At 57.1% G+C, this 20,445-nt stretch carries 18 protein-coding genes and 3 pseudogenes; 10 read left to right on the plus strand and 11 right to left on the minus strand.

The genetic code is table 11. The features are described 5' to 3' along the window. Nucleotides 1-134: 134 nt before the first annotated feature. Nucleotides 135-1,445 carry a hypothetical protein gene (locus X773_RS70560; RefSeq protein ID WP_156937475.1) on the minus strand — a complete coding sequence of 437 codons (1,311 nt, stop codon included), beginning with the start codon at nucleotides 1,443-1,445 and terminating at the stop codon, nucleotides 135-137. A gap of 194 nt (nucleotides 1,446-1,639) precedes the next feature. Between X773_RS70560 and X773_RS79400 the strand changes: the two genes are divergently transcribed. The 4 genes from X773_RS79400 to X773_RS78645 all read left to right on the plus strand — a co-directional run bounded on the left by X773_RS79400 (nucleotide 1,640) and on the right by X773_RS78645 (nucleotide 6,825). Next, nucleotides 1,640-2,101, plus strand: a complete 462-nt coding sequence (locus X773_RS79400; protein WP_198023652.1) for a MerR family transcriptional regulator — start codon at nucleotides 1,640-1,642, stop codon at nucleotides 2,099-2,101. Nucleotides 2,102-2,243: 142 nt separating this feature from the next. Beyond that, nucleotides 2,244-5,330 carry an N-6 DNA methylase gene (locus tag X773_RS70565; protein WP_023680247.1) on the plus strand — a complete coding sequence of 1,029 codons (3,087 nt, stop codon included), beginning with the start codon at nucleotides 2,244-2,246 and terminating at the stop codon, nucleotides 5,328-5,330. Continuing rightward, entirely contained in the window at nucleotides 5,314-5,979 is a 666-nt protein-coding gene (locus X773_RS70570; RefSeq protein ID WP_023680248.1) for a hypothetical protein, read from the plus strand. Before X773_RS70565 ends, X773_RS70570 begins: the two co-directional genes overlap by 17 nt. A gap of 696 nt (nucleotides 5,980-6,675) precedes the next feature. Continuing rightward, the gene (locus tag X773_RS78645) at nucleotides 6,676-6,825 is read left to right on the plus strand and encodes a tyrosine-type recombinase/integrase (RefSeq protein ID WP_280952141.1); all 150 of its coding nucleotides are present in this window, start codon (nucleotides 6,676-6,678) and stop codon (nucleotides 6,823-6,825) included. Between the two features lie 79 nt (nucleotides 6,826-6,904). On the opposite strand, the gene X773_RS79405 is transcribed toward X773_RS78645, so the two are convergent. Further along, on the minus strand, nucleotides 6,905-8,290 hold the full coding sequence (locus tag X773_RS79405; protein ID WP_023680250.1) for a hypothetical protein: 1,386 nt from the start codon (nucleotides 8,288-8,290) through the stop codon (nucleotides 6,905-6,907). Between the two features lie 76 nt (nucleotides 8,291-8,366). Here X773_RS79405 and X773_RS70585 point away from each other — a divergent pair, with 76 nt between their 5' ends. Continuing rightward, nucleotides 8,367-8,699, plus strand: a complete 333-nt coding sequence (locus X773_RS70585; RefSeq protein ID WP_031213019.1) for a hypothetical protein — start codon at nucleotides 8,367-8,369, stop codon at nucleotides 8,697-8,699. Nucleotides 8,700-8,958: 259 nt separating this feature from the next. On the opposite strand, the gene X773_RS70590 is transcribed toward X773_RS70585, so the two are convergent. The 4 genes from X773_RS70590 to X773_RS78650 all read right to left on the minus strand — a co-directional run bounded on the left by X773_RS70590 (nucleotide 8,959) and on the right by X773_RS78650 (nucleotide 11,776). Further along, nucleotides 8,959-9,822 carry a hypothetical protein gene (locus X773_RS70590; protein WP_023680252.1) on the minus strand — a complete coding sequence of 288 codons (864 nt, stop codon included), beginning with the start codon at nucleotides 9,820-9,822 and terminating at the stop codon, nucleotides 8,959-8,961. A gap of 15 nt (nucleotides 9,823-9,837) precedes the next feature. Further along, a complete protein-coding gene (locus tag X773_RS70595; RefSeq protein ID WP_023680253.1) occupies nucleotides 9,838-10,428 on the minus strand; it encodes a hypothetical protein in 591 nt (196 codons plus the stop codon). Between the two features lie 9 nt (nucleotides 10,429-10,437). After that, nucleotides 10,438-11,244 carry a PD-(D/E)XK nuclease family protein gene (locus X773_RS74000; protein WP_023680254.1) on the minus strand — a complete coding sequence of 269 codons (807 nt, stop codon included), beginning with the start codon at nucleotides 11,242-11,244 and terminating at the stop codon, nucleotides 10,438-10,440. 286 nt (nucleotides 11,245-11,530) lie between these two features. Beyond that, on the minus strand, nucleotides 11,531-11,776 hold the full coding sequence (locus X773_RS78650; RefSeq protein WP_084641782.1) for a DUF6074 family protein: 246 nt from the start codon (nucleotides 11,774-11,776) through the stop codon (nucleotides 11,531-11,533). A gap of 453 nt (nucleotides 11,777-12,229) precedes the next feature. On the opposite strand from X773_RS78650, the gene X773_RS78655 reads away from it, so the two are divergent. Continuing rightward, nucleotides 12,230-12,484 carry a helix-turn-helix transcriptional regulator gene (locus X773_RS78655; RefSeq protein WP_031213022.1) on the plus strand — a complete coding sequence of 85 codons (255 nt, stop codon included), beginning with the start codon at nucleotides 12,230-12,232 and terminating at the stop codon, nucleotides 12,482-12,484. A gap of 200 nt (nucleotides 12,485-12,684) precedes the next feature. Here the strand turns inward: X773_RS78655 and X773_RS78660 are convergent, their stop codons facing one another. The 3 genes and pseudogenes from X773_RS78660 to X773_RS75630 form a co-directional block, all read right to left on the minus strand. Further along, nucleotides 12,685-13,398, minus strand: a complete 714-nt coding sequence (locus X773_RS78660; RefSeq protein WP_245274851.1) for a hypothetical protein — start codon at nucleotides 13,396-13,398, stop codon at nucleotides 12,685-12,687. Nucleotides 13,399-14,177: 779 nt separating this feature from the next. Continuing rightward, nucleotides 14,178-14,420 carry a hypothetical protein gene (locus X773_RS70605; RefSeq protein WP_245274852.1) on the minus strand — a complete coding sequence of 81 codons (243 nt, stop codon included), beginning with the start codon at nucleotides 14,418-14,420 and terminating at the stop codon, nucleotides 14,178-14,180. A gap of 23 nt (nucleotides 14,421-14,443) precedes the next feature. Then, nucleotides 14,444-14,680 (minus strand): annotated as a pseudogene (locus X773_RS75630) (DUF2130 domain-containing protein); the annotation flags it as partial. Between the two features lie 173 nt (nucleotides 14,681-14,853). Between X773_RS75630 and X773_RS79180 the strand changes: the two are divergent. Further along, nucleotides 14,854-15,066 (plus strand): annotated as a pseudogene (locus X773_RS79180) (carbamoyltransferase C-terminal domain-containing protein); the annotation flags it as partial. Here the strand turns inward: X773_RS79180 and X773_RS78670 are convergent. Both X773_RS78670 and X773_RS77680 read right to left on the minus strand, forming a co-directional pair. Next, nucleotides 15,032-15,577: pseudogene (locus X773_RS78670) on the minus strand (carbamoyltransferase C-terminal domain-containing protein). The pseudogenes X773_RS79180 and X773_RS78670 sit on opposite strands and share 35 nt — an antisense overlap. A gap of 34 nt (nucleotides 15,578-15,611) precedes the next feature. Further along, nucleotides 15,612-16,163, minus strand: coding sequence for a hypothetical protein (locus X773_RS77680; protein ID WP_023680264.1), 552 nt, complete (start codon nucleotides 16,161-16,163; stop codon nucleotides 15,612-15,614). Between the two features lie 891 nt (nucleotides 16,164-17,054). Between X773_RS77680 and X773_RS70620 the strand changes: the two genes are divergently transcribed. From X773_RS70620 to X773_RS77690, 3 genes are read left to right on the plus strand one after another with little or no spacing between them, the layout of a single operon-like run. Beyond that, nucleotides 17,055-18,551 (plus strand): coproporphyrinogen-III oxidase family protein, encoded by a 1,497-nt coding sequence (locus tag X773_RS70620; RefSeq protein ID WP_023680265.1) that lies wholly within the window; start codon nucleotides 17,055-17,057, stop codon nucleotides 18,549-18,551. After that, entirely contained in the window at nucleotides 18,548-19,741 is a 1,194-nt protein-coding gene (locus X773_RS77685; RefSeq protein ID WP_023680266.1) for a hypothetical protein, read from the plus strand. Before X773_RS70620 ends, X773_RS77685 begins: the two co-directional genes overlap by 4 nt. 53 nt (nucleotides 19,742-19,794) lie before the next feature. After that, on the plus strand, nucleotides 19,795-20,307 hold the full coding sequence (locus X773_RS77690) for a GNAT family N-acetyltransferase (protein ID WP_051406253.1): 513 nt from the start codon (nucleotides 19,795-19,797) through the stop codon (nucleotides 20,305-20,307). Nucleotides 20,308-20,445: the final 138 nt, after the last annotated feature.

Consider the following 20,445-nt stretch of genomic DNA (forward strand, 5'->3'; position numbering starts at 1 on the left):
GCCTGCGCGAGATGACGGGGAGGGGGAGGTTTCGGGCATGGGGGATCGTCTAGGTTGGGGCGCGTGGAGCGTCAGGTTCCAGCCGTAGTTTTAGACCGAATAGGCGTTCGGCATAGACATATCTCTGGCGCGGCCTATCGCTCCACTCTAACGAGTTCTCGAGTCAATGCATGCAGCAGCCCCGCAAGCGCGAGCATCTGGGCATCTTCGCTCTCTGTAGAATATGGTGGGACAAGACTGCCGTGCATGACGGAATTTCGCAGGGTCTCCCATGCGTCGAGCTGTTCGGCAGTTATTACCTGTCGGTCCTTGAAGGCGACAAGTGCGCGCTTGGCGGTCATCTGTACCTGACGTTTCACAGCGCCGACCGCGGCGGATTTGAGGCCCTGGTCACCCTTCCAGGCGTCAATATGAACTGAAAGCGCCTTGATGGCCTCCATGTCGACGCCTGGCCGAGTTGCATCAGGTGAGATCAGCTTGCGCGTAATGGCTTCGACACTGCTCGCAGTCGTCAGCGCCCAAACCCAGCGGGACCCGCTCGCCGCCTGGATCACCTCTTCATACAGCCGGGTGAGCTTATTCCTATCGAAGTTGGGATCACCGCCGCTATCTCGGCTAAGAGCGACGTATGAGAGAATTTGCGCGTACAAGTTCCAGAACCCGATCTGGTCGGTCAGGGCATTTTCCCCTGACCAGAGCGTCAACCATCCCGTCACGTCCGAGAAATCTGGCGCTGGCCTCAGGCTGATATGCGAGAACCCGTCAGGGAGATTCCGGGCGACCAGACGCGGGTATATCAATTGGCCGAACATGATCCGCAATGGCTCAGCGATCCAGTTCTCGGTAAAGGTCAGCGGCAGTTGGGCGGACGCCGGAACGTTAACGGACAGCAGTCCGACCGCAGAATCGTAATGAAACGCAATATCTGATCCCAATGTGTGCAGCACGTATTCAGGGATATGTTTCATGCCTTCATGCGGCATGCGCACGAAGCGCGACAGGCAAAGCGCCGCCGCGCTCCCTCGCGGGATCGCAAATATGAGTTCGGTCGCGTTCGACTCGGACGCGTCGCAGGGCTCGTGCAGCCAAGGACCACTGTGCGTCTCTCCGGAGAAAATCCATTCATCTCCGCTACCCGGCTCTACGTGGGGAACAGTCCATCCTCCCGCGTATTCCACGCCACCTTCATCCCAGAACACGAGGCGGAACCGCATGAGGCTTTCATAGGGGTTCTCCCTCTGACGCTTGAGCTGGTGAAATGTATAAGCGGCGTCAGCTGGACGGCCGCGAAGCGTATAGCGGAACGTCGTGTTGTCTATGATGTTGAACTCGCCAGTGCCAATGATGATCGGTTCCTCATGGTCGCGAGCAAGCAGTTTCATCTTTTTGCACGTCAGCGTTTTGGGCGTGTTGAGAAGGTGCCGCCAATGATCAAGCACAGCCATCGACATTCCCCTGAGTTAATGGCGGCCATATCGCGAACCGCAAGCTCAGACGGTACTCGCCGCGATGGCATTGCCGTAGGTCATAGGCGTTTTGTCCTACTTTTGTTCTCATTCTCTCTTCCCAGGTGAGTTAGGGCATGATACCCATTCTCGTCGGAGATCGGGTATGATAACCGATTTGCAAGGGGCGAACATTGAGGCTTGTAAATACCAGCGCTGCTGCACGGCTGACGGGTCTTTCGACCAACCAGCTTCGTGAATGGACAAGCCGGCGGGCATTGATCCCCGCTGACGTACAGCACCGCGGCCGTGGATCACCATCACAATACAGCTGGCAGACGTTGCTCCTGCTTCGCATCGCAGCCGTTCTAAAGAATCGCTTTCACTTGGAGCTTCATGCTCACCGCGAACTTTTTGCCACCATGCGCAACTCCTTCGACGGCGTCTCGTTCCTGCGGCTATGGGGCAGTTCAATCGTCATATACGGGACCGATCGCTGGGAGATTCTTGAGGCTGCGAAAAACCGCCGGGACGAAGGCGACGGCCTTGTGCTTCATTTGGACAGTCATCTCAAGGTTNTCTTGAGGCTGCGAAAAACCGCCGGGACGAAGGCGACGGCCTTGTGCTTCATTTGGACAGTCATCTCAAGGTTCTGACCGCCGAATTCGGAATGCCGACGCCGGCGGCTGCGGCCGGTCAGCTCGAGTTGTTTCCTGCCCGACTCGTTCGCAGCGAGAGAATGGCTGTGGGCATCGAAGAGGCTTCTGCAACACAACCATCCCGGAAGCGGCGAAACGCATGAATTCCGCCGCCTTCATCCGTGCGCTCCAGGCGACTGGATATTTGGGACCGGAGGGCCAGCCCGCCCCGGGTCTGGTGACGCCTGCTGATCCGGAATCGGCTCGCCTGCGAGCCGTGATGAAGGATCAGCGGATCGGGCTCGAGGCAGATGCAGTATTCACCGCGCAAAACAGTGCCGCCGGCATCTTCAAGGATTCTGGCAATACTAGCCCGAACGAAAGTGATATCGCCCGTTGGCATGAGGCAGCCTGGAACATCGGTCTCGCGCCGCTGCTGTGGATTATCACCCCCACGGAAGTCCGCCTTTACGACTGTTATGCATCGCCAAGACAGGGGATGAAAGCAGGCTCCGCGGCAACACCGCTCGAGCGGTTTGACCTCGCCGTCGACGATCGGTTGCGCGCTCTAGATGCCATGTGCGGCCGCCTTGCGACCGAAACGGGCGCATTCTGGTCAAGCGCCATCGGCAAGAAGATTGATCGTCAGTACCGCGTCGATCGCGAGTTGCTCGGTGAGATAAATGCGCTCGAACAGGGGCTGACAGAACTTCCGCCGGCCCAGCCGACCGCCCGTCTCGACGGCGCCGCGGAAATCGCGGCGGCGCGCGACCTGGCTCAACGTCTCATTGGTCGAAGCATTTTTACTTGGTATTTGCTTGACCGCGGCATTGCTCAGCCGTTCCTGCCAGCTTCTCTGCCCGCCGATCTTTCGACAATCATGGCAATGTCCGATACTGCATTCGGTCTTTTTGATTGGTTGCGAAAGACATTCAACGGCGACCTGTTTCCGATGGACGATCCCGGCGCTGAGCGAATGCGCCTCGGTGACGCACATCTGTCGCTTGTCCGGGATTTCATCGAAGGGCGCAGTCTGATTCCTGAAAATCATGGTCAAGGCCGCCTGTTTCGGTTCCGATTCGACGCAATCCCAGTCAACCTGATCAGCTCTATCTATCAGCAGTTTGCCCGCTCGAGCGCCGAGGAAAAGGCGCGCTTGCAGGGGCTTCACTACACGCCGGTTGAACTGGTGCATCTGACCCTCGATCCCGTTTTCGAGAATTTGCCCGCGACCGCTCGAGTCGTTGATCCGACTTGTGGTTCCGGTGCCTTCTTGGTCGAGGCATTCCGACGCCTCGTATGGCGCCGTTGCGGCAATGAAAGGGCATCGCGATCAATCGTCCGCGATATCCTTTACCATCAACTGTTCGGTATCGACATCAACCCGTCCGCGCTCGGGATTGCCGCCTTTAGCCTGTACCTTGCCGCTCTTGAATTCGATGAAGAGCCCGTGACCGACATCGGCGACCTCAAATTCGACAGGCTGATCGGGACGACATTGTTCGAAGCTGACACAGTCGGCGGCGATTTGCCGACAGCTTTGCTTGAGCAGCCTTTCGACGCCGTAGTCGGCAATCCTCCCTGGACTTTCGATAAGAGCAAGAAGGCCAAGCCGAGGAAAAAGGGCGCTGTTCATACGCTTCGCCCACGCCGAAGCCCCGATTGGGCGTTCCTCGATGTCGCCGCTGATCTCGCCGGCGAAACAGGACGACTTGGCATGGTGATGAAGGCTTCGCCCTTCTTCTCAAAAGATGACCATGCCATCGAAGCACGTGCAGCGCTCCTAGGACGTTTGAAGCCGACCGCATTGGTTAATCTCTCAGCGCTGCGCAAGGAATATCTGTTCCCGGATGCAACCGGTCCGGCCCTGCTATTGTTCGCCAGGTGTTCATTGATGCCGGCCGCAGATCAGCTCCTCGTGGGATCTATTCCGTGGACGCCGGACTTTGTCCGCAACGGCCACTTCCAGGTCGGGCCAAGCGAGCTACGCACGGTCCCTCTCAAGAGAGTGCTCCGGACGCCCGCGATGCTGAAGGCTGCCACCTTCGGTTCTGTGCGCGACAGCTGGCTGATCGAGCGCCTCGAGCGTGAATTTCCTACGTTCGAAACGATCCTTGATGCGATTGGCATTGCTCCAACCGTCGGGCGCGGCCAAGGCTACCAGGTCGAGGGAAATCCAAACCTTCCGCCGGAGCATTTTTATAAACTTACCACCCTTACACCCGACGAATACCAGCCGTTCCGGATCGATGCGGAGTCGTTGCCATTGTTTCGGCAGCCGACACTGCACCGAGTCCGCAGCGGAACCATCTATCGTGGACCGCTGCTGCTTTGCCCGAAGGCAAGCTTCAAGGCAGGTGCCGAAGAAGGACGGTACAGCGCTGCGCTTTCCGATTCAGATATGCTTTTCACCGAAAGCTTCTATGGCATTTCCTTTGCTGGCCATGACCCGAAACTCGCGCCAATTCTTTCCGGCATATTGAATTCGTGCGTCACCACATTTCAGCTTGCCTACGGCGGAGGCGCGTGGGGCTTGGAAAGATCGACCGTCGAACCGAAGGATTTGCTGTCTCTACGTGTACCAGATCTCCAAAAGACAGAAACGTCGACCTTGCAGCGTGTTGCGGAAGCTGAGATGGCTGCCGCAAACGATCCTTCCTTAGTGAACTTGGAGAATCTCGATGATGCCGTCGCGGAGCTTTACGAGTTCGATCGTTTCGAACTGGTTCTGGCTAGGGACAGCATCGAGCGCGCCCGCATGCTAATCTTCGAAGGCCGGAACAGACGTCGGGCGTTTGTAAAGCCGCCCAACCGCGAACCGCTGCGCGCGTATGCGTCGGCGGTCGCGAGCGTCGTCGACAGTTATCTGCGAACGAAGGGCGTAAGGCACTTGAAGGCCGCAGTCTTTTCAAAGTCGCTGATCAGCGCCAACTGGGCGGATGGGGCTGGCGGGCTCACAGCCGTACGGTTTCGGATGGGAAGCGGCGCTCCGCCCCGCGAGCCGGCTATAGAGATTGGAGAGGATGTCGAACTCCAGGCGCTCGCAGCGCAGCTAAAGGGATGGATGAAGACCGATCTCCCCCCTTATCTCAATGAGCGTCGCAATCTCCGGCTTTATCTTGGCGATAGTCTGTTCGTGGTCAAGCCGTCCGAGGTGAGGTACTGGACCCGGACGGCTGGCCTCAATGACGCCGACATCATTCTTGCCGACCATTGGCTCAAGGCATCGCATGCGGCTCACAGTTGACACGCCGGCAGGCGATCCGTCGTTTTCACTTGAGGATGATGAGATCGAGACTGTCATCGATCTCATTTGTAAAGGTGCCCGCGAGGCTCGTCAGCACCTCACTTCCGGCCTTCTTGAGGTACCTATAACCATTATCGTCAGAAAGGCCATGAAGCGGATTAAGCGTGAACTGGGGCTCACGAACTTGGAGGTTTCCGGCGAGGTGGAAATCGACGATATGTCGTCGGAGGGAGCAGAGATCGCGGGGCGAATTGACATCACGCTGAAGTTCTTGCGGCAATTCGGGAACGAAGAGGACTATGTTGGCGTAGAATGTAAACGAGTCGGCGCTGGCAGCGCCTACAATCAGCTAAACACCCGCTACGTCACACAAGGCGTCCTCCGCTTCACAAACGGACAATATGCAGTGGGTCATGCCTGGGGCTTCATGCTCGGATACGCTCTTTCCCTGCCCGGCGAGCAAATCGTGAACGTGGTCAATCAGCGACTTCAGCAGGTATACGGGGGATCTGCCGCGCTTGCAGGAGCAGGTTCCCACGAGCATGCCATTTCAATTCACGAAGGCCAGCTCCAGCAGGCCAGCGGCGCGCCAATAAGGCTCTGCCACATTTTAGTGGATATGGTTCCCGCCGCCGCAACTGCTATTTAGCCCTTTTCGTCATGGGTTGGCCCGGTGTGTAACCGTGCGTGGTGAAACCTCCGAATTCCGCTCGAGCAACTCCTCCATATACTCCTCTTCGAGAAGAGGACGGTGAAAAGAATGACCGTGTAGGCGATGATGCTGTAAAGAAATTCACCTTCCCTCGGAGCGCGGGATGCTGATGAAGCCAGAGCTCATCGGCCGGTCCGGAGTGCGGCATCCACTCATCACATTCGCTTCCGTGTTGCCGATGCCCTGGGCCGCCCCATCGGCTTGTCTTTGACAGTGCCAAACAACAGGAAGTTGACGATATTCTCTTCATCGTCGCCCGGCAGGTCGGCAAACGCAGCTTCAAGCTTAAGGTGATCCCAATCACGCGACCGTGGACCTTCTTTGGCTTCGGTGTGAGAACCAACGCAGCCTCGATTGTCTTTCCCCAACCGACCTCGTCGGCAAGCAAAGCGCCCTTGGATAAGGGAGAGCACAGGGCGAACTTGGCTGCGTCCACCTGATGGGGGTTCAGGTCCACACGCGCAGATGAGAGTGACTGTGTCAGGCCCTCGGATTCGTCCAGCCCCTCTCGGGTTAGGAAATATGCGAAATCCTTCGACTGATGTGGCGTGTAAAAGGTCAAAATTCCGGGCAGGCGATTGCGAATCTGCTGATTTGGCCACTATTATCGATTTGCGCTTTTAGTACCACGACATCCGTCATGACGTTGGGACAAAGACCTTTCGCGAAACCGGCAATGTGAAATTCGTTCAGAAAGTGCTCAAACACCGGGACATCAAAACCACTGCCCGTTACGCGCATTTGCTAGACGAAGAAATTGCCGATGCGCTGGAGCGCATGTGAAATCCCGGAAAAAATCACAGATCGATCGCTCGCGCACGGGCTAGTACCTCTGCACAGAGGATTTGACGAGTTCGATGGGTTACAACCTGGGCAGGCTGTCGGGTTCAATGAGCAGTTCAATGCTGCGCGCGAGGCCCGGTTGCCTGCGGATCAATCCCGCACGCTTGAGGGTGAGCACCATCTGATGGACGGAAGGCGCGGTGACGCCGAAGAAGCTCGCCGTGTTCATCAGGCCGAATGCTTCACGTGCTATCGTGTCACGCTTAAGGACGTCTATCCCATCGCGAATCCTGCTGCCGGCGGTGTCAACATTTTCCAGAAGCGCCTGGCCCGTCTCTAGCCGTCTCGGCGCAAGCCCTGTCATCGATCCTTCCTGACCCCGCCGCCACTCGGCGTAAAGGTCAGGCAGTGAATCCAAGGCGGCACTGACCGCTTCGGCACCGGAAATGGCAGCCCGAGCGAGAGCTTCCATGCCGAACTCGACGCCATCGATCCTCGCCGGGACGACACGCTCCACCTCCTGCTGCGGAAGGAAATCGGTCCAAACACGCGTCACGGGGAGCGGATCGTTCGTCACGTCACGCCGTTCTTGCCAGCCTGCAGATGTGTTGCGACCAACGGCATATTCGCGGACATCGCGATAATGGAGATCGCCCAGCCTAAGGTCGAAATCATCGGACTGGTAGGTCGACAGGTCGCTGCGCGGATAAAATCCATCCGCACATTCGAGCTCGATCCGGGTCTGGAACGCGTAGGCCACGTCCTTGTACGGAGCCTTTGTGCTCCGTCGACGGTTTACCAAGAAGACCGTGATGACGCGCAGACGCTCTTCAGCCCCTTCCGGAGTCTTCTGACGAAGCACACGCTGGTGAACGGCGACTTCGATGCCGCCGCCCGGCCTCTGAGGGGCAGCGCTTTCCGGCAGCGGGATCCCGGACTGGTTCCGAGTGACGTCGAGGACAATCGCGGCTTCGCCGGAAACCCGAACCCAACGGAGGTTCTCGGGCTTTTCTGGCTTTGGCTTGCCCTTTTTCGACAGTTCCGGAATGAGGAGCGCATCGGGCAATGGGGGCTCGGTCTTGTAGTTCCCCCCTGTTGCGCGCAGCGTGACCTGACTCACCGTTTCCGGAAGAACCACCGTCAACCCTATCGACGACGGAAGAAACCTGTCCCGCGGCGGTTGGTCAGTCGAATCCTTCTCGTCGACCTCCCCCTCGACAGCGCAGTCCAGCGTCTCGTTGGCGAGAAGATCGTCGGCGGTTTCTTCGGCGGTTTCCTCGTCGTCAGGTATCACAGGCGCAACACCGTCGTAGGCGGGAACGATAAAGCCTCCCACGTACCAGCGCGATGGTTTCTCGGTCAGGACCTCTCGTGCGAAATCTTGGTCGAGGTCAGGATTCGGGCCGATTAGGTCGCGGCGCAGGATGTCGATCAGCTTGTTTCGTACCTCGAGCGAGTTCGTCATAGTGTCGGTCTCTCAAGGTTAGAAAGCTGCCCCAACATTTTTGGGTATGGGGCTCTCTAAGGGCGACCTTCGGACGATGGCCGATATCGGCAAGGAGTCGCTCCAACGAGACCAGCCTGTCGCGCAAGCCGATGCGCAGTCCCATGCGAAGACTCGCCTTATCCGGGCCGCAAAGAACCCAAGCGTCGCTGCGCGTGATGGCGTGTGCCCAGAGCATTTGCTCTCCGGCGTCCAGAAAGCGCATCTGATCGTCACGCAACAGCGCGCTCGCGCGTTCAATGTCGCTGACCGGATGTACGGCCTTCAGCGTTGCTCGCAGGACCTCGCCATCGATCTGCTGCTCGGGCCGCCGCCGCTGGAGTCCTGTCTGGGTTTCGATTTCACACATCTCGACCGCGTAGCCGCTTGAGCGAAGGCGCTGCCAGTACAATTTCGACTTTGCAGCCCGCCAGGCTCGTTCCTGCGGGTGCCGTTCCTCCAGCAACCTTCCAGAAGGAATCATCGTCGATTTCGGCAGTGCCGGGGCTGACGTCTAAAATGGCGTTCATGCCGGGGTCATTTCATTTGGAGAAGGGACGGCCGTATCGTTCAGGAAGGCATAGCGTCTGCGGAGATAGTTCGCCCAAGAACAGTCCGCCGGCACATCGGCTATTAGCGGGCGGAACAGCTTATCGGTAGAGCGGCTGATGAAGTCTTCGGGATCGAACAGCAAGCTGCGGTAGACCGAGAAGGCGTTGTCGCCGAGCGCTCGCAACGCGAGCGACGTGACGCGCGAGAGCCGCCGATTGCCGGCCGGCGCGATATGCAGAACGCGGACGCGTTCCGTCCTCCTTCGTGCCCTGCATACGCAATGCCAGCATTTGCTGACGAAAGAGCTGGTAGAACGGCTCCCAAAACAGGTCCGGGAGCTTCAGGTCTGCACTGCTGCGCAACGGGCCGATCGGCGCGAAGGCGATGTTCTGGTAGCGGCGAAGACGCTCCGCTTCGCGCTTCGGCTCGGGCGGAGCGCCGTAGGATTCAGTGTACTTCCACTTGACGAGCAAGGTCTCGACTCGGCCTGCCTGCCGGAAACGCAAAACGGCATCGGCGCTTGTCACATTGGCGCCGCGCTTCGGCGACCCGGTTCGGGGCCATTCGTTCAGGTAATCCGTACGGCCGATCCATTCAAAGCCGATGAACCAGGGTTCACCGTCCGGCCCTTTCTCGACCTCCAGCATTTCCGGCAAGTCGCCACCAAGCGCGCTTTGGACCAACATCTCCGGACGCGTCGCGAGAGGCATCAGGAAATTCAGGCAGCAAACCTGTGACGAGAGGCCATGAGCGGCATGCTGATGCCAAGCGATGGCATTGTCGGCGAAATAGCGGTTGGCAATGTCGCGGATGGCGGGGTTTAGGTTGGAAAGGCGGTTTGCGGGAGCAAGGCGAAAGGCGCTCCTTTTGAAGCCGGCTTCGCCGGGAAGGTAGGCTTCTAAGAAGGCAGCCTGCCGCGTGCGTTCCTGTAGTACGAAGTGAGGCTCGCATGGATCCGTCATGGTGACCTTTGACCATTAGGCTTTCCTCGCCTTAGCGAGCAATGTTGAAAACAGAGTCTTGGCTTTGTCTGCTCGTTCCAACGCCTCCAGTAGCGGGGTCATCGCCTCTTCAAGGCGGCCATCGGCAATCGCGGCAGCAACTGCTTTTGAATCCAAGCTGCACACCGTGTAGAAGTTGCCGCTATCGCTGAGATGGAAATCGGTCTCGGCCAAAACCCGAGCGTGTTCTTTCGCGAGGGGTTTCCATTTCCTCATGCCCGTGGAGTCTTGCCCGAACCAAAGACAAAGTTGGCCGCCTGCGACACCAAGATAGCGGGAGAGCCAGAAGTAAGGCTCCTGACCTATGCCTTCGCCGGTATCATCCGGTCCCTTGTCCGGGTAGAACCAAGCCTCCGGCTGACCTTCTAGAAACCATTCTTGGGGAGCCGTCCAAGGATTATCTCGCTCGAAAGCTCCTTTCCAGCCTTGTTTCTTTGCCCAGTCATCGAGATGCTCGATGATCGACTCCCAAATGTTTTCACCAATGACCTCAATTCGCTTTGCAGCGGCATCGAGGTCCAACAAGTTTTCTACGATCAATCCATCAAGTTCTGCGTTATCGGTCATTCAAACTCCTTAGTGAAATCGGCCCACGTGCGCTGCGAAAAGCAGCGCTAGTCGCGTGGAGAAGGTTTGCGCGCCAAGATTTCGCGCGACGGATTTGATCGCCCTCGAAACGTCTGCCCACCGAAGCTGGATGCAATTTGTGGGGTCTGAGGGCGATGTTTCTGAGAGGTATAGGACGGCACAATGCTGCTTGCGAAGGCTCGCCGCCTTTGTGGCTGCCAACTGCGCATATAGAGCTACTTGGTCCCTTTTGGTTTCCAGCGCGTCAATCTTGACTTCCAGGAACAGGAGGAAGTTCGCACCCGTAATCTCGATATCGACACGGTGATCCCCATTGCCAAGCGGATAGCTCTCACGAACCGCACCTTGAACATCCCTGAGCAGGAAGCCCGCCTTGCGCGTCCCGCCGATGCGGTTCCAAATCTCAATGAGGTAGGCATCCCCAGCCCCGTGAGAGCCACCGGGATCGAGCAGCCAAGTTAGAACCCTCGCTGTACGGACCTCGTTGCGACCCAACCCCGCGACAGACCAGACGTCGATTGCGTCGCCGCGCTGCCGGGCCTGTAGCAGCGCGGGCGACAGTGCGCTCAGCACTTGGTCGAGTTGCGCTGGCACGAGCGTTTCAGGGGCCGAGACTAGGGCGCGGCGGTTGGCTTTCAACCCCGATCGAATCCGGAGAAGGATATCGCGCAAATTCTCGACGTCGACTGTTCTGTGCGGCTCCAGGTTCTTGCGCCAGTCCTTCAGAAATGAAGCGAGCCGTGCAAATGACGCAGAGGGCTGAAGAATCGGTCCGGGCAACGGATCTTCAGGCATCAGCCGTACGCTCGGCAAATCTCGCCGCCAGCTTTTCCCACTCGTCCTTGATCGCGAACGCATCCCGAAACTCGGCAAAGGCCAATGGATGACCGCCGGATATACTCGATGTGGAACCGTATCTCGCCCGAGAGGCACAGCTGCGGAACTTGCACAATAGCATTCGTGCTCACGACGAAAGAATTGCCGCATGGAGACACCCGGGGGCTCGCTATAGTAGCGCCACTGCATCCGCCAAATGCAAGGTTTCTCAATGCGGATGAAAAGATCACCGCGGTCATCGAAATCATGCGCGCGAAGCACTGCGGGTGGCTATTTCGCCTAAGACAGCATGAAGAAGCGTTCCAACTTCCTGTTCGGCCAGCCCAGGTGCAATTCCTGATTCGGACAGTTGAACGAGAATTGTCTTGGCGGTGCTGCGCCAGAAGGCATTCGCGTCCTCCCCGTTCCTGGATTCCAGGACTTGGGCGATACCTTCGACCAATTTCCGCCGTCGATGCAGCGGAAACGCGCTTATGTTTGAATCACACATCGATCACCTCACCCCTTCAATGTCGCGAATAAGCATTGGCGGGTTAAAAAATTTGGTTAACAGCGCTTTTTTCTGACGGTGGCCAGCAATGGAATAAAGCGTCCGCTAGGCTCGGTGGACGGTGCCGCGAATAGCCCCTGCATGGGTCGTCATGGGTGAGTTCGAGGTTCTATCCAAGAGTCCGTCGACAATGATGGACCGCGGGGCGGGGATCGCGCAGGGAGTGATGCGGTACAGCCGATCAGGCCATCTTAGGGCAGGCAGGCTCTTGGACCTGATCAGAACAGGTGAACCGCCATATTCGGATTTGGCTGCCAATTTCAGGTGGCCCATTCCATGGACGAGGCTGATCCGGCCGAATTGACGTCCATTTATTTCATTTGCTGGGATCGCCAGGTCGGGAGGAAATGTCCCGATTGTATCAGGCATTCCCTGTTCTCCTTGGAAGTGTCTATGAAGGACTCGCGCATTCCCGAGACAGTCTTGGCGACTGTGTCAGAGGGGACCCATATCATTCGCGCTTATCGTGAGTACCTTGGATATTCGATCGAGGACCTGGCGGTGGCGTGCGGGCTAGCCGCTGAGGAAATCCAAAACATCGAGTCGGGTCTAAGGTACAACAAGGGCTATCGGGATCGGATGGCGAGAACGCTGTCCCTGCCTGTGGGAATTCTTGAGGCGGAGTCGGACATATTGGACGCTGGATGATCAGTGGGTAATCTGCAAGTGAGTTGAATATCCACTACCTTGTGATGTGTAGTTTGCGACTGATAATCGAAGCGTTGAACCATGCGCTTCCGACAGATGGACGGAATGTTGGAGCTTGCCGCCGACATCGTTGATCCCCTCCTTGAGATGCCGACCGAGGATACGGCCGAAAGGACCGCGGGCTTTTGACCGGTCCCAAGTCAACTTTGTCTATCCTGCCGCCCCTTGCCTTCGTCTTTGAAAGACAACGTCAGCGTTTCGTGCAACTTGCCGAGTGTACCGTCCGTGCGAAAACGAATCCCCTGGACGATGAAGGTGACATGCCCGTCGCTCGGGTAGAGCGAAGTCCCGATCACCCAAAGCCGCAACAGCCGGCCACGGCTCTGCGACGTAACGATGTCTCCGGGCCGGATTCCGAGGATCGATCGGGCCAAATCAGATCGCTCCGCCTCGAGCTCCTTCTCCCAGCGTTCCAGTTCATCCTCAAGATACCGCCAAGCTTCCCGCGCGGTCTGAAAGGGCCTCTTTTCCCCAAACCAGATCCGGTCCGCCACAGCCAGGATCTCGCCAGGTACTTCCCGCTCCATCTCATAGGCGGCACGGCTCATCATCTGATGGACCCGCTCGGCTTCCAGAAGTGCGCAAAGGCGCTTGTGATATGGTTTGACTGTTGCAGCGGAAATCACCGGCGACAGAGCGGCCTCTCGGACAGGCATGAAATCAATCGGCATGACGTCGCGCAGGCTTACACGACCTGTAGCGAACCGCTCCGGCGGATCTTCCTCGCGCCAAGCCTTGCGGCTCCATTCGACCCAGATCTCGGTTGCCGAAACGCAGAGCCAACTGTCCAGAAACAGCTGCGAATCCGGCCCATGGAGATGATGCGCCAACCAGGTATGATCGGCTGCCGTCAACGGCATGACCACATGCTGGAGCTTTTGGTCCACACCATTCTGGCAAGCATCGCGATGCGCTCCTGCAGTTGTGCTGTCAGACGGACGAAAATGACAGGCCCGCTCGCAGCGTAGGAGTGCCGCGTGCCTTCGGTTTCGAACAGCAGCAGCTGCGCTCGCGCCAACGGTAGCAGCCGTTCCACGAGCCGCGCCGCACTGCTCTGGACGGAGGTTCCCCAGCGTGTGGCTATCCTACCTTCCTCGACCCAGTCCTGGGCGCGACCCTGGATGAGGAGAAGGATCTGAGCCGCAGGTCCGCATCGAGGTCTGGCAGCCTGCTTCCCCGAGGTTGTGCCGCGCCGACATCGATACCGCGGCCGGACAATTCGGTTAGGGCCGCCAAATAGAACTCCCGTTGCAGTTTCGAAAACGATTCCGCTGCTCTTTCGCGCGCAGCATCCCGGCGTCTGGTTTCAAGCTCCTCTCGGAAAGCGGCCAGCGGTGGGCGGCGCAACGTCTGCCCAGCCTGAACGCGGGCCCAATAGCCGCGCGGAGGCTTCGGCACCTGCAGGCGCGCGCACAGTTTTCCGATCGCCACGTCTGACAGGCCAAGATCCTTGGCGATCTCGCGGGTCGGTTTTTCCCAAACCAGCGCAAACAATTCCTCTCGGGAGAGTTCTCGTCGTGCCATGCTATCTCCATCCGGCGACGGCGCGCGCTAGCCGGCAGCGCGCATGTCTGCAAGCTGGTCGGCTGTCGCCCGCCGTTTCAAGAACGGTCGAGTCGTCAGATTGCAAGACTCATCTGAACTTCTTCCGAGACCATTTCAGCCTCGAGGAGATCGTCACGCCAAGCAGCCGAATTCCCTTCTCGACCGGAAAAACAGGATCGAGGAGGCTAATTGCCATGGTCTGTAGCTCAGCTTGGCTGCGGATGATCTGCTGACTGGTCCGACGCCGCGTAATCTGGCGGAAATCGGCATACTTGACCTTGAGCGTCACCGTGCGCCCAGAGATTTCGTTGTTTTCGCAATATCGCCACACCTTTTCTATGAGAGCACGCAGCCCTCCAGAACTTCACCCTGCAGCTGTTGGGAACCCTGTTCCGCACGGCGCTTCAGCTCCTCAATCTGGCGCTGCATGCCGGCGATCTGTTCTTCTTTTTCCACAACCTTCATTTTGAGGCCGTCTTCGGCCTCGGATCTCGCCTTGACGCGAACGGCATCCAATCCCTCCTGGATCTTCCTTCCGATAGTCAGCGTCATCTCCCGCTTCTCGTCGTCAAGCGCGCGCTGCTTTTTCAGGTCCGGATGTGAGGTTGAGCGAGCTCGGAAACGGGCCGCGCCATGCGATTAGGCTCGGACCCTGGATACAAAAGCAAAGGTTGGAGCCCTGATGTCGTATCGAGGCGGGGTGGTTGAATCTTGCCAGAACCTCACATGGGGAGGATTAGGTCAAGTGAATGTATCAGGACGTTCAGTTGGTTACTTCGTCCAAGGCGAAAGGCGGGGTCGGTGTACTTTGCAACACATCGCTGAACTTCAACGGTGCTGGCTTCATCAATCGTGCAAGCGACTTGCTGGCTTATGCCCGAGCATCAGGCCTCGACGGATTCGTGATCAACGATGCCTTTTATCTCCTCAAGGAGGCCGCCCTCACGTCGTCGAGTAGACGGAGAAAGACCGCGTAGCGAGGGAGAAATCATCCCTCCGAGCTATCGCGGAAAATGGGTGATTACGGTTTGAGAAAAGCGGCGGTGCGTTTTGCTCCTGCGAAACGGTTTGGACCCGCGCTGTGCCGTCAACATGCGTAACGGCCTCCAATCGGTTATCGAGAACCTTCTGGAAAAGAAGCATATAGGGCGACGGGCGAGCCAAGTCGAAGTGGACCCCGACGCCTCTTCCAGGCAAACCGGAGCGATCGGGCGGAAACCCTCCCGGTTCTTGATGCGGTTTAACCGCTCATGGGGTTACCTTTGAGAAAGGCGCCGCGAGAATTGACCGGTTGCCGAGCGCCCGTGGCCCGATTTCGCAATTCCCCTGTACCCAGCCGATCACCTTGTCGCTGAGCAAGGCCGAGGCTACTTGGCCGTAGTCGAGTGGATGGACCTCTAGTTCGGTTCGGTCGAGCTCGTCGAATACGAAAGGCTGGCCTAAATAGACGTTCCATTTGATTTTTGCATTGCCGGTGAAATGCCGCATCGCTTCGACTGCGGTCCCGATTGCCGAGCCTGCATCATTTGCGCATGGCGGAATGAAAACATCGGAAAAATGCTTGTTTCGACTCACAATTTAATCCGCACCCGCGAGCAATCAGCAGCGGGAATCCCTTTGTCAAGTTCTTCTTTGCAAAGGTGTGGATCGAATCGAAGATGGCATCCGAAACGCGCCTGGCGAGGTTGGTGAACTTCTGATGGGTTACGCCAACGTTGTGGTAGGGCGAATTCCGCAAGTCCTCTTTGCTCAGCGAGTTCAGAAGAATACCGTGGCGTGGAAGCAGGAAGTCGATGAGCGCCTGCTCGTCCCGGTCAGACGATGCGGTCTGCCCATAAGCGCAAAGCGCCATTAGCTTACCCGCGTCTTCGACGTGCAACCATCTCTTGTTCGGATCGGCCAGCGCATAGAGGAAGGCATATTTGTCGCCAGGGCTCGCCATCACTTTTCCCAAATGCACGACCTGCAGGCGCTCATCGATTTCATAGAAATCACCGAAGACCCTTCCCAGATCAACACATAACAAGGCATTCCGGCGGGGAACGGTGACATGCCGTATGCCCTCGCAACTCATCGCCGTTCGAGGATCTTTGGGTAGATGCCGTCCATGGCGAGCGGCTCATCGATCAGTCGCTGACGGGAGCATCTGTCGGTTGGGTGTCGCCAATCGATATCGTCCTATTATTGCTCATCAGACGATGCCCGAAGCCAATCCGTCAACAGGCATCTATAGGCCACTGCACCCTTGGCGCCGTCGTTCCAGGTTTCGATGAGCTTATAGCCGAACTGGGACTCCCACGACCCACGATTGCAAGACCCATCTTGCCTATCGGACTCCGCATGGCGCTGCTCGCGGAGAGAAAACCTACCCCGCAGCGGTCGTTCTCGCTAGCCACGATATCGGACCAATTCACTGTAGATGTTGGCGGGAGATGGCGGCGGCGCATCTGTGCCGGGCAGACCCGACGCATTACTTTGGGGCGATGCAGAGGGAGCGGCTGGCGGCGCGGCGTCGGCGCGCTGCGAAGCCGTGACGGCCTCCGCATTTCGCGATGATCGCTCGTCGCTTCACGGCCGTCTGTTTATGCGTTCTGGCAGACAACTTCCGACGGCACTTACGTTGAACACTTACTACTGCTAAGCCGTGTCCGGTTGGAGACGTGTATGTTCGAAAGCCGACGCTGAGGTACGAGTATTCCGCCGGCGGGCCGCGCGATGCATGTAGTTTTTCCGGCTTTCTAGAAAGGTCGGCAAAAAGTCTTTGATGGCACGCCGATTGCAAGGCCTCTGTAAAGCCCCCACGACCACGGCGATCTCCCAGTTCGTCCGCGTTGATCGCGAGCCACCGAAATCGGATTGCCTATCGAAATTGTGCTTCTTGCCCGAAGCAGAAGACAGCGATGTAGCGCGAGCGCGCCCCCAATCACGCCTTGCCCTCCCACGAAGCCACAGGAGTCCCAAAGAAATGCACGTGCCGAGCTATTCCGAGGCCTTAGAACTAGCGATAGACCGTTCCTACGACATCAATCTAGATATGCTGAGGTACCGTAATTTGCTCCTTGACACGCACAACGACTATCTCGTCGGGACATATCCTCCTCTGAAGGCGATGGGCGACCTCAACGCGGAACAGCTGCTGACCAATATTGCGCCGTCAGTTGACCTCTATTTTCACATTCCCTTCTGTCACCAGCTTTGCACCTATTGCCACTTCGGAAAGGAAATCAATCCGTCTTCAGCCCGAGTGGAACGATACCTCGCGGCCATAACTAAAGAGATGATGTGGTCAGATGCGGCGCTTGAGGGCAAAGTTATTGAAACCGCATTCTTTGGGGGAGGCACCCCGTCATTTTTGACGAGCCTCCAGCTCAAGGCACTCTTTAATATGATTAATCAGCGCTTTGACTTATCAAAATCCGAAGTGAGTTTCGAATTGCACCCCTCTCTTGTAAGGAATCCAGATGCTGCCGATCGCGTGTCGGCAGTACTTGAAGGGGGAGCAAATCGCTTTGTTCTCGGGGTTCAAACTCTAGATTCGAAAATCTTGCGCATATTGAACCGCGGGCACGGCGTAGATGAAGTGACGCAAGTCGTAAAATTACTGAATGGGATGGGCGTCGGGAACCTGTCGCTCGACCTTATGTACGGTCTTCCCGAGCAGACGTTCCGAAGCTGGTACGACTCACTGACCGGCTTGTTAGAGATGGGAATAGAGAAATTCAACGTATTTCCGTTGATGTTCAAGTCGACGGACCCCATAGCCCGCCAATTAGCCAGAGGACGATATCAATTCTCTGGTTCCAAGGAACGGATAATCATGCATTTTATGGCGGAGCACATCCTCACCGCCCTTGGCTATCGTCACGGGCCGATTTTCTATTGGACCAAGAAGTCGCAACCACACTCCTTCCAACAGTCTCGCAAGTACGATTCCTGGAACGACAATAATCTTGTGCCGTTTGGGGTTAGCGGATTTGGCTACATGAGCAAGTGCCAATTCTATAATGAAGTCGATTTGGATCGGTATCTGACTAGAGTTGAAGCGGGCGATAAACCGATTTGGAAAGGTGTCCCACTGTCAGAGGACGATCTGATGCGCAGGACAGTAATGTTTGCGTTGCGAAGCAGCGGAGTGTTGTTGTCCCGCTTCGCACGGGAGTTTGGGGTGCCCTTCGAAACATACTTTTGCCGCGAGCTTGAAACCTTGAAGGAGGCCGGCCTAGTATTCATCTCTAACGACGGCGTACTTTCCCTGACTTCCGCCGGCATTATCAATTCAGGCGCTGTGTCTCTGCTGTTTTTCTCGGACCAGGTGCTTGAGCGGGTAGCCTACAACGATAGCAGGATAACGGATAAGAAGACCGACCTCTTGGAAAAGCACGATTACTCGCCAGCGGGACGGTACGGCTCAAGTGCGGAAATGCAAGCTGTTTTCGGTGAAGGCGAGGGCACTCGTCAATGACCTTTACCTCGTCCTTTTCCATCCCAGATCAACCCGCCCATCAGGCGCGGGGGATATTTTCTCACCTGGTGGACAGCATCGATCGCAGCCAGGCAAAACGCCCGCTTGGGATTGTCAGCGATTTCGTCGCCGACCAACTCCCGCACCATATTGCGCAGATCAAAGGGAGTGAACGGCCAGATGAAGTGGTTAAGGCGGTTGGGCAGAGCATCAACGGGATGATACGGGGAACAGACTGTGAGGCGCAGCTAATAAATCTGCCCCAGTCCGACTTCGGAGTGGCTAAGACAGACATTCAGTATCTCGTCAATTGTGCTTATCAGATGTCCGCGTTTGCCGGCCTCAATCCCGTCGATGCGGAGGCGACGGTGGGAGAGCCGTTGATGCGTATTGCACAATTAAGTCGTCAGCGGCAGCCTAGCATTGATGTCCTCTCCTATGAAGACATGATCCTCACCAACCCGGTGGAGAGCGATCCTCGCGTATATTGCCTCGGTTCAGCTGGGGTCGAGGAGCGCGATTTTTGCCTCGGCCATCAACTTATTGAGGGCGACTTACAGTTGGCAATAGACGCTCTGCTTGAGTTGCGAGACACGGTCGGGGCGGATGCACGCAAGTGTCTATTGCTGTGCATGAAGTCGCTGGAGTCGGCGATTTATGTTCTGGAACGCTTTTATGAACATATGTCTCCCGATCTTTTCGGACAATTTCGCATGTTCTACGGAAAGAACCCTTACAAGGATAGGCTTGGCCCAAGCGGCCGGTTCTCTGCCCGCATCGTGGCGGTCTCGGTTCTACTGATCGGCGAAGAGCTTTTGCGCCAGAAGCCGCAGTTCTACAAGGATGTATATCGGTTGTCGGAATATTATCCTCAAAAATGCATTGACGACGTATTTCGCTGGTTATCGCCAGACAAGGAGAGCGCGAGAACCCAGCCAAGCTGGCTTGAAAGGAAAGCGCCCTTCCCTAAGCTTGCAACGGTCTCGTCCATCGTGGAGCGCCAGGGCAGCGAAATCCGAGAGCTGCACGCGTCCTGTATTTGTGCGCTGGATCGGTTTACCCGGATGCATCGTAGTACGGCCCTGAAATATACGGTAGGGCCGGGTCGCACAATTGTTGGAGTTGATATGTCGGAAAGTGTTGAGGCTGTGTTGTCGCAGCGGCTGTTAACGGGAGCGCACGAAAGCTAGCGGCGGCATTTTCCTCGGTCAAGCATATCTCCGACATCAGGCGAAAATGGTCAATGTCTCAAGACGAAGTGGTCTTTCGCCGATTCGAGGTAGGGGATGCTGAAGATGTATGGCAGTTGCATCGAAGCGCATCCGACGCTGTTGGTGTACATGGGCCGGAAGGGGCATGGGAGGATGATTTACGCAATGTCGGCGACGTATATCTAGCCTCAGGCGGAGATTTTGTAGTTGCGCATATTGGCGGCCAACTCGTTGCTATGGGTGGACTGAAACCTGCCGAAGATGATGTTGCAGAGCTGAAGCGGATGCGGGTCGATCCTGCCTTTCAACGACGAGGGCTTGGAAGGAGGATACTTAGTGAATTGGAACTGCGCGCCGTTGCCCTAGGTTTCAAGTGCATAATGCTCGACACAACAACCATCCAAGTCGGGGCTCAAAGGATTTATGAGACGTCTGGCTATAGTCGCCGCGGTGAGGGGATGTTGCATGGGTATGCCGTGATTTTCTACGAGAAGCGGCTCGCCAGCCAGGGGTCAGAACAAGAGCTGCTCAAAATAGTACGCTAAGGTCGAACGAAGCGTGAACTGAGTTTGCTTGTGTCGCGTGATTTCCGGGGCGCGACGTCTGATCCCAGTGGATAACCGTAGCAGCAGGATTGCTGCTGTTTCCACATCCAGTCCGCTCGGCAACATTCATCGGCAGTT

The sequence above is a fragment of the Mesorhizobium sp. LSJC280B00 genome (genome assembly GCF_000502835.1).
Taxonomy (GTDB): Bacteria; Pseudomonadota; Alphaproteobacteria; order Rhizobiales; family Rhizobiaceae; genus Mesorhizobium.

What these genes read in the sequence shown, in the direction of transcription:
- X773_RS70560 (WP_156937475.1), bottom strand. Translation starts at nt 1,445, where the DNA reads ATGGCTGTGCTTGATCATTGGCGGCACCTTCTCAACACGCCCAAAACG.
- X773_RS70565 (WP_023680247.1), top strand. Translation starts at nt 2,244, where the DNA reads ATGAATTCCGCCGCCTTCATCCGTGCGCTCCAGGCGACTGGATATTTG.
- X773_RS70570 (WP_023680248.1), top strand. Translation starts at nt 5,314, where the DNA reads ATGCGGCTCACAGTTGACACGCCGGCAGGCGATCCGTCGTTTTCACTT.
- X773_RS79405 (WP_023680250.1), bottom strand. Translation starts at nt 8,290, where the DNA reads ATGACGAACTCGCTCGAGGTACGAAACAAGCTGATCGACATCCTGCGC.
- X773_RS70585 (WP_031213019.1), top strand. Translation starts at nt 8,367, where the DNA reads ATGGCCGATATCGGCAAGGAGTCGCTCCAACGAGACCAGCCTGTCGCG.
- X773_RS70590 (WP_023680252.1), bottom strand. Translation starts at nt 9,822, where the DNA reads ATGACGGATCCATGCGAGCCTCACTTCGTACTACAGGAACGCACGCGG.
- X773_RS70595 (WP_023680253.1), bottom strand. Translation starts at nt 10,428, where the DNA reads ATGACCGATAACGCAGAACTTGATGGATTGATCGTAGAAAACTTGTTG.
- X773_RS74000 (WP_023680254.1), bottom strand. Translation starts at nt 11,244, where the DNA reads ATGCCTGAAGATCCGTTGCCCGGACCGATTCTTCAGCCCTCTGCGTCA.
- X773_RS78650 (WP_084641782.1), bottom strand. Translation starts at nt 11,776, where the DNA reads ATGTGTGATTCAAACATAAGCGCGTTTCCGCTGCATCGACGGCGGAAA.
- X773_RS78655 (WP_031213022.1), top strand. Translation starts at nt 12,230, where the DNA reads ATGAAGGACTCGCGCATTCCCGAGACAGTCTTGGCGACTGTGTCAGAG.
- X773_RS77680 (WP_023680264.1), bottom strand. Translation starts at nt 16,163, where the DNA reads ATGAGTTGCGAGGGCATACGGCATGTCACCGTTCCCCGCCGGAATGCC.
- X773_RS70620 (WP_023680265.1), top strand. Translation starts at nt 17,055, where the DNA reads ATGCACGTGCCGAGCTATTCCGAGGCCTTAGAACTAGCGATAGACCGT.
- X773_RS77685 (WP_023680266.1), top strand. Translation starts at nt 18,548, where the DNA reads ATGACCTTTACCTCGTCCTTTTCCATCCCAGATCAACCCGCCCATCAG.
- X773_RS77690 (WP_051406253.1), top strand. Translation starts at nt 19,795, where the DNA reads ATGTCTCAAGACGAAGTGGTCTTTCGCCGATTCGAGGTAGGGGATGCT.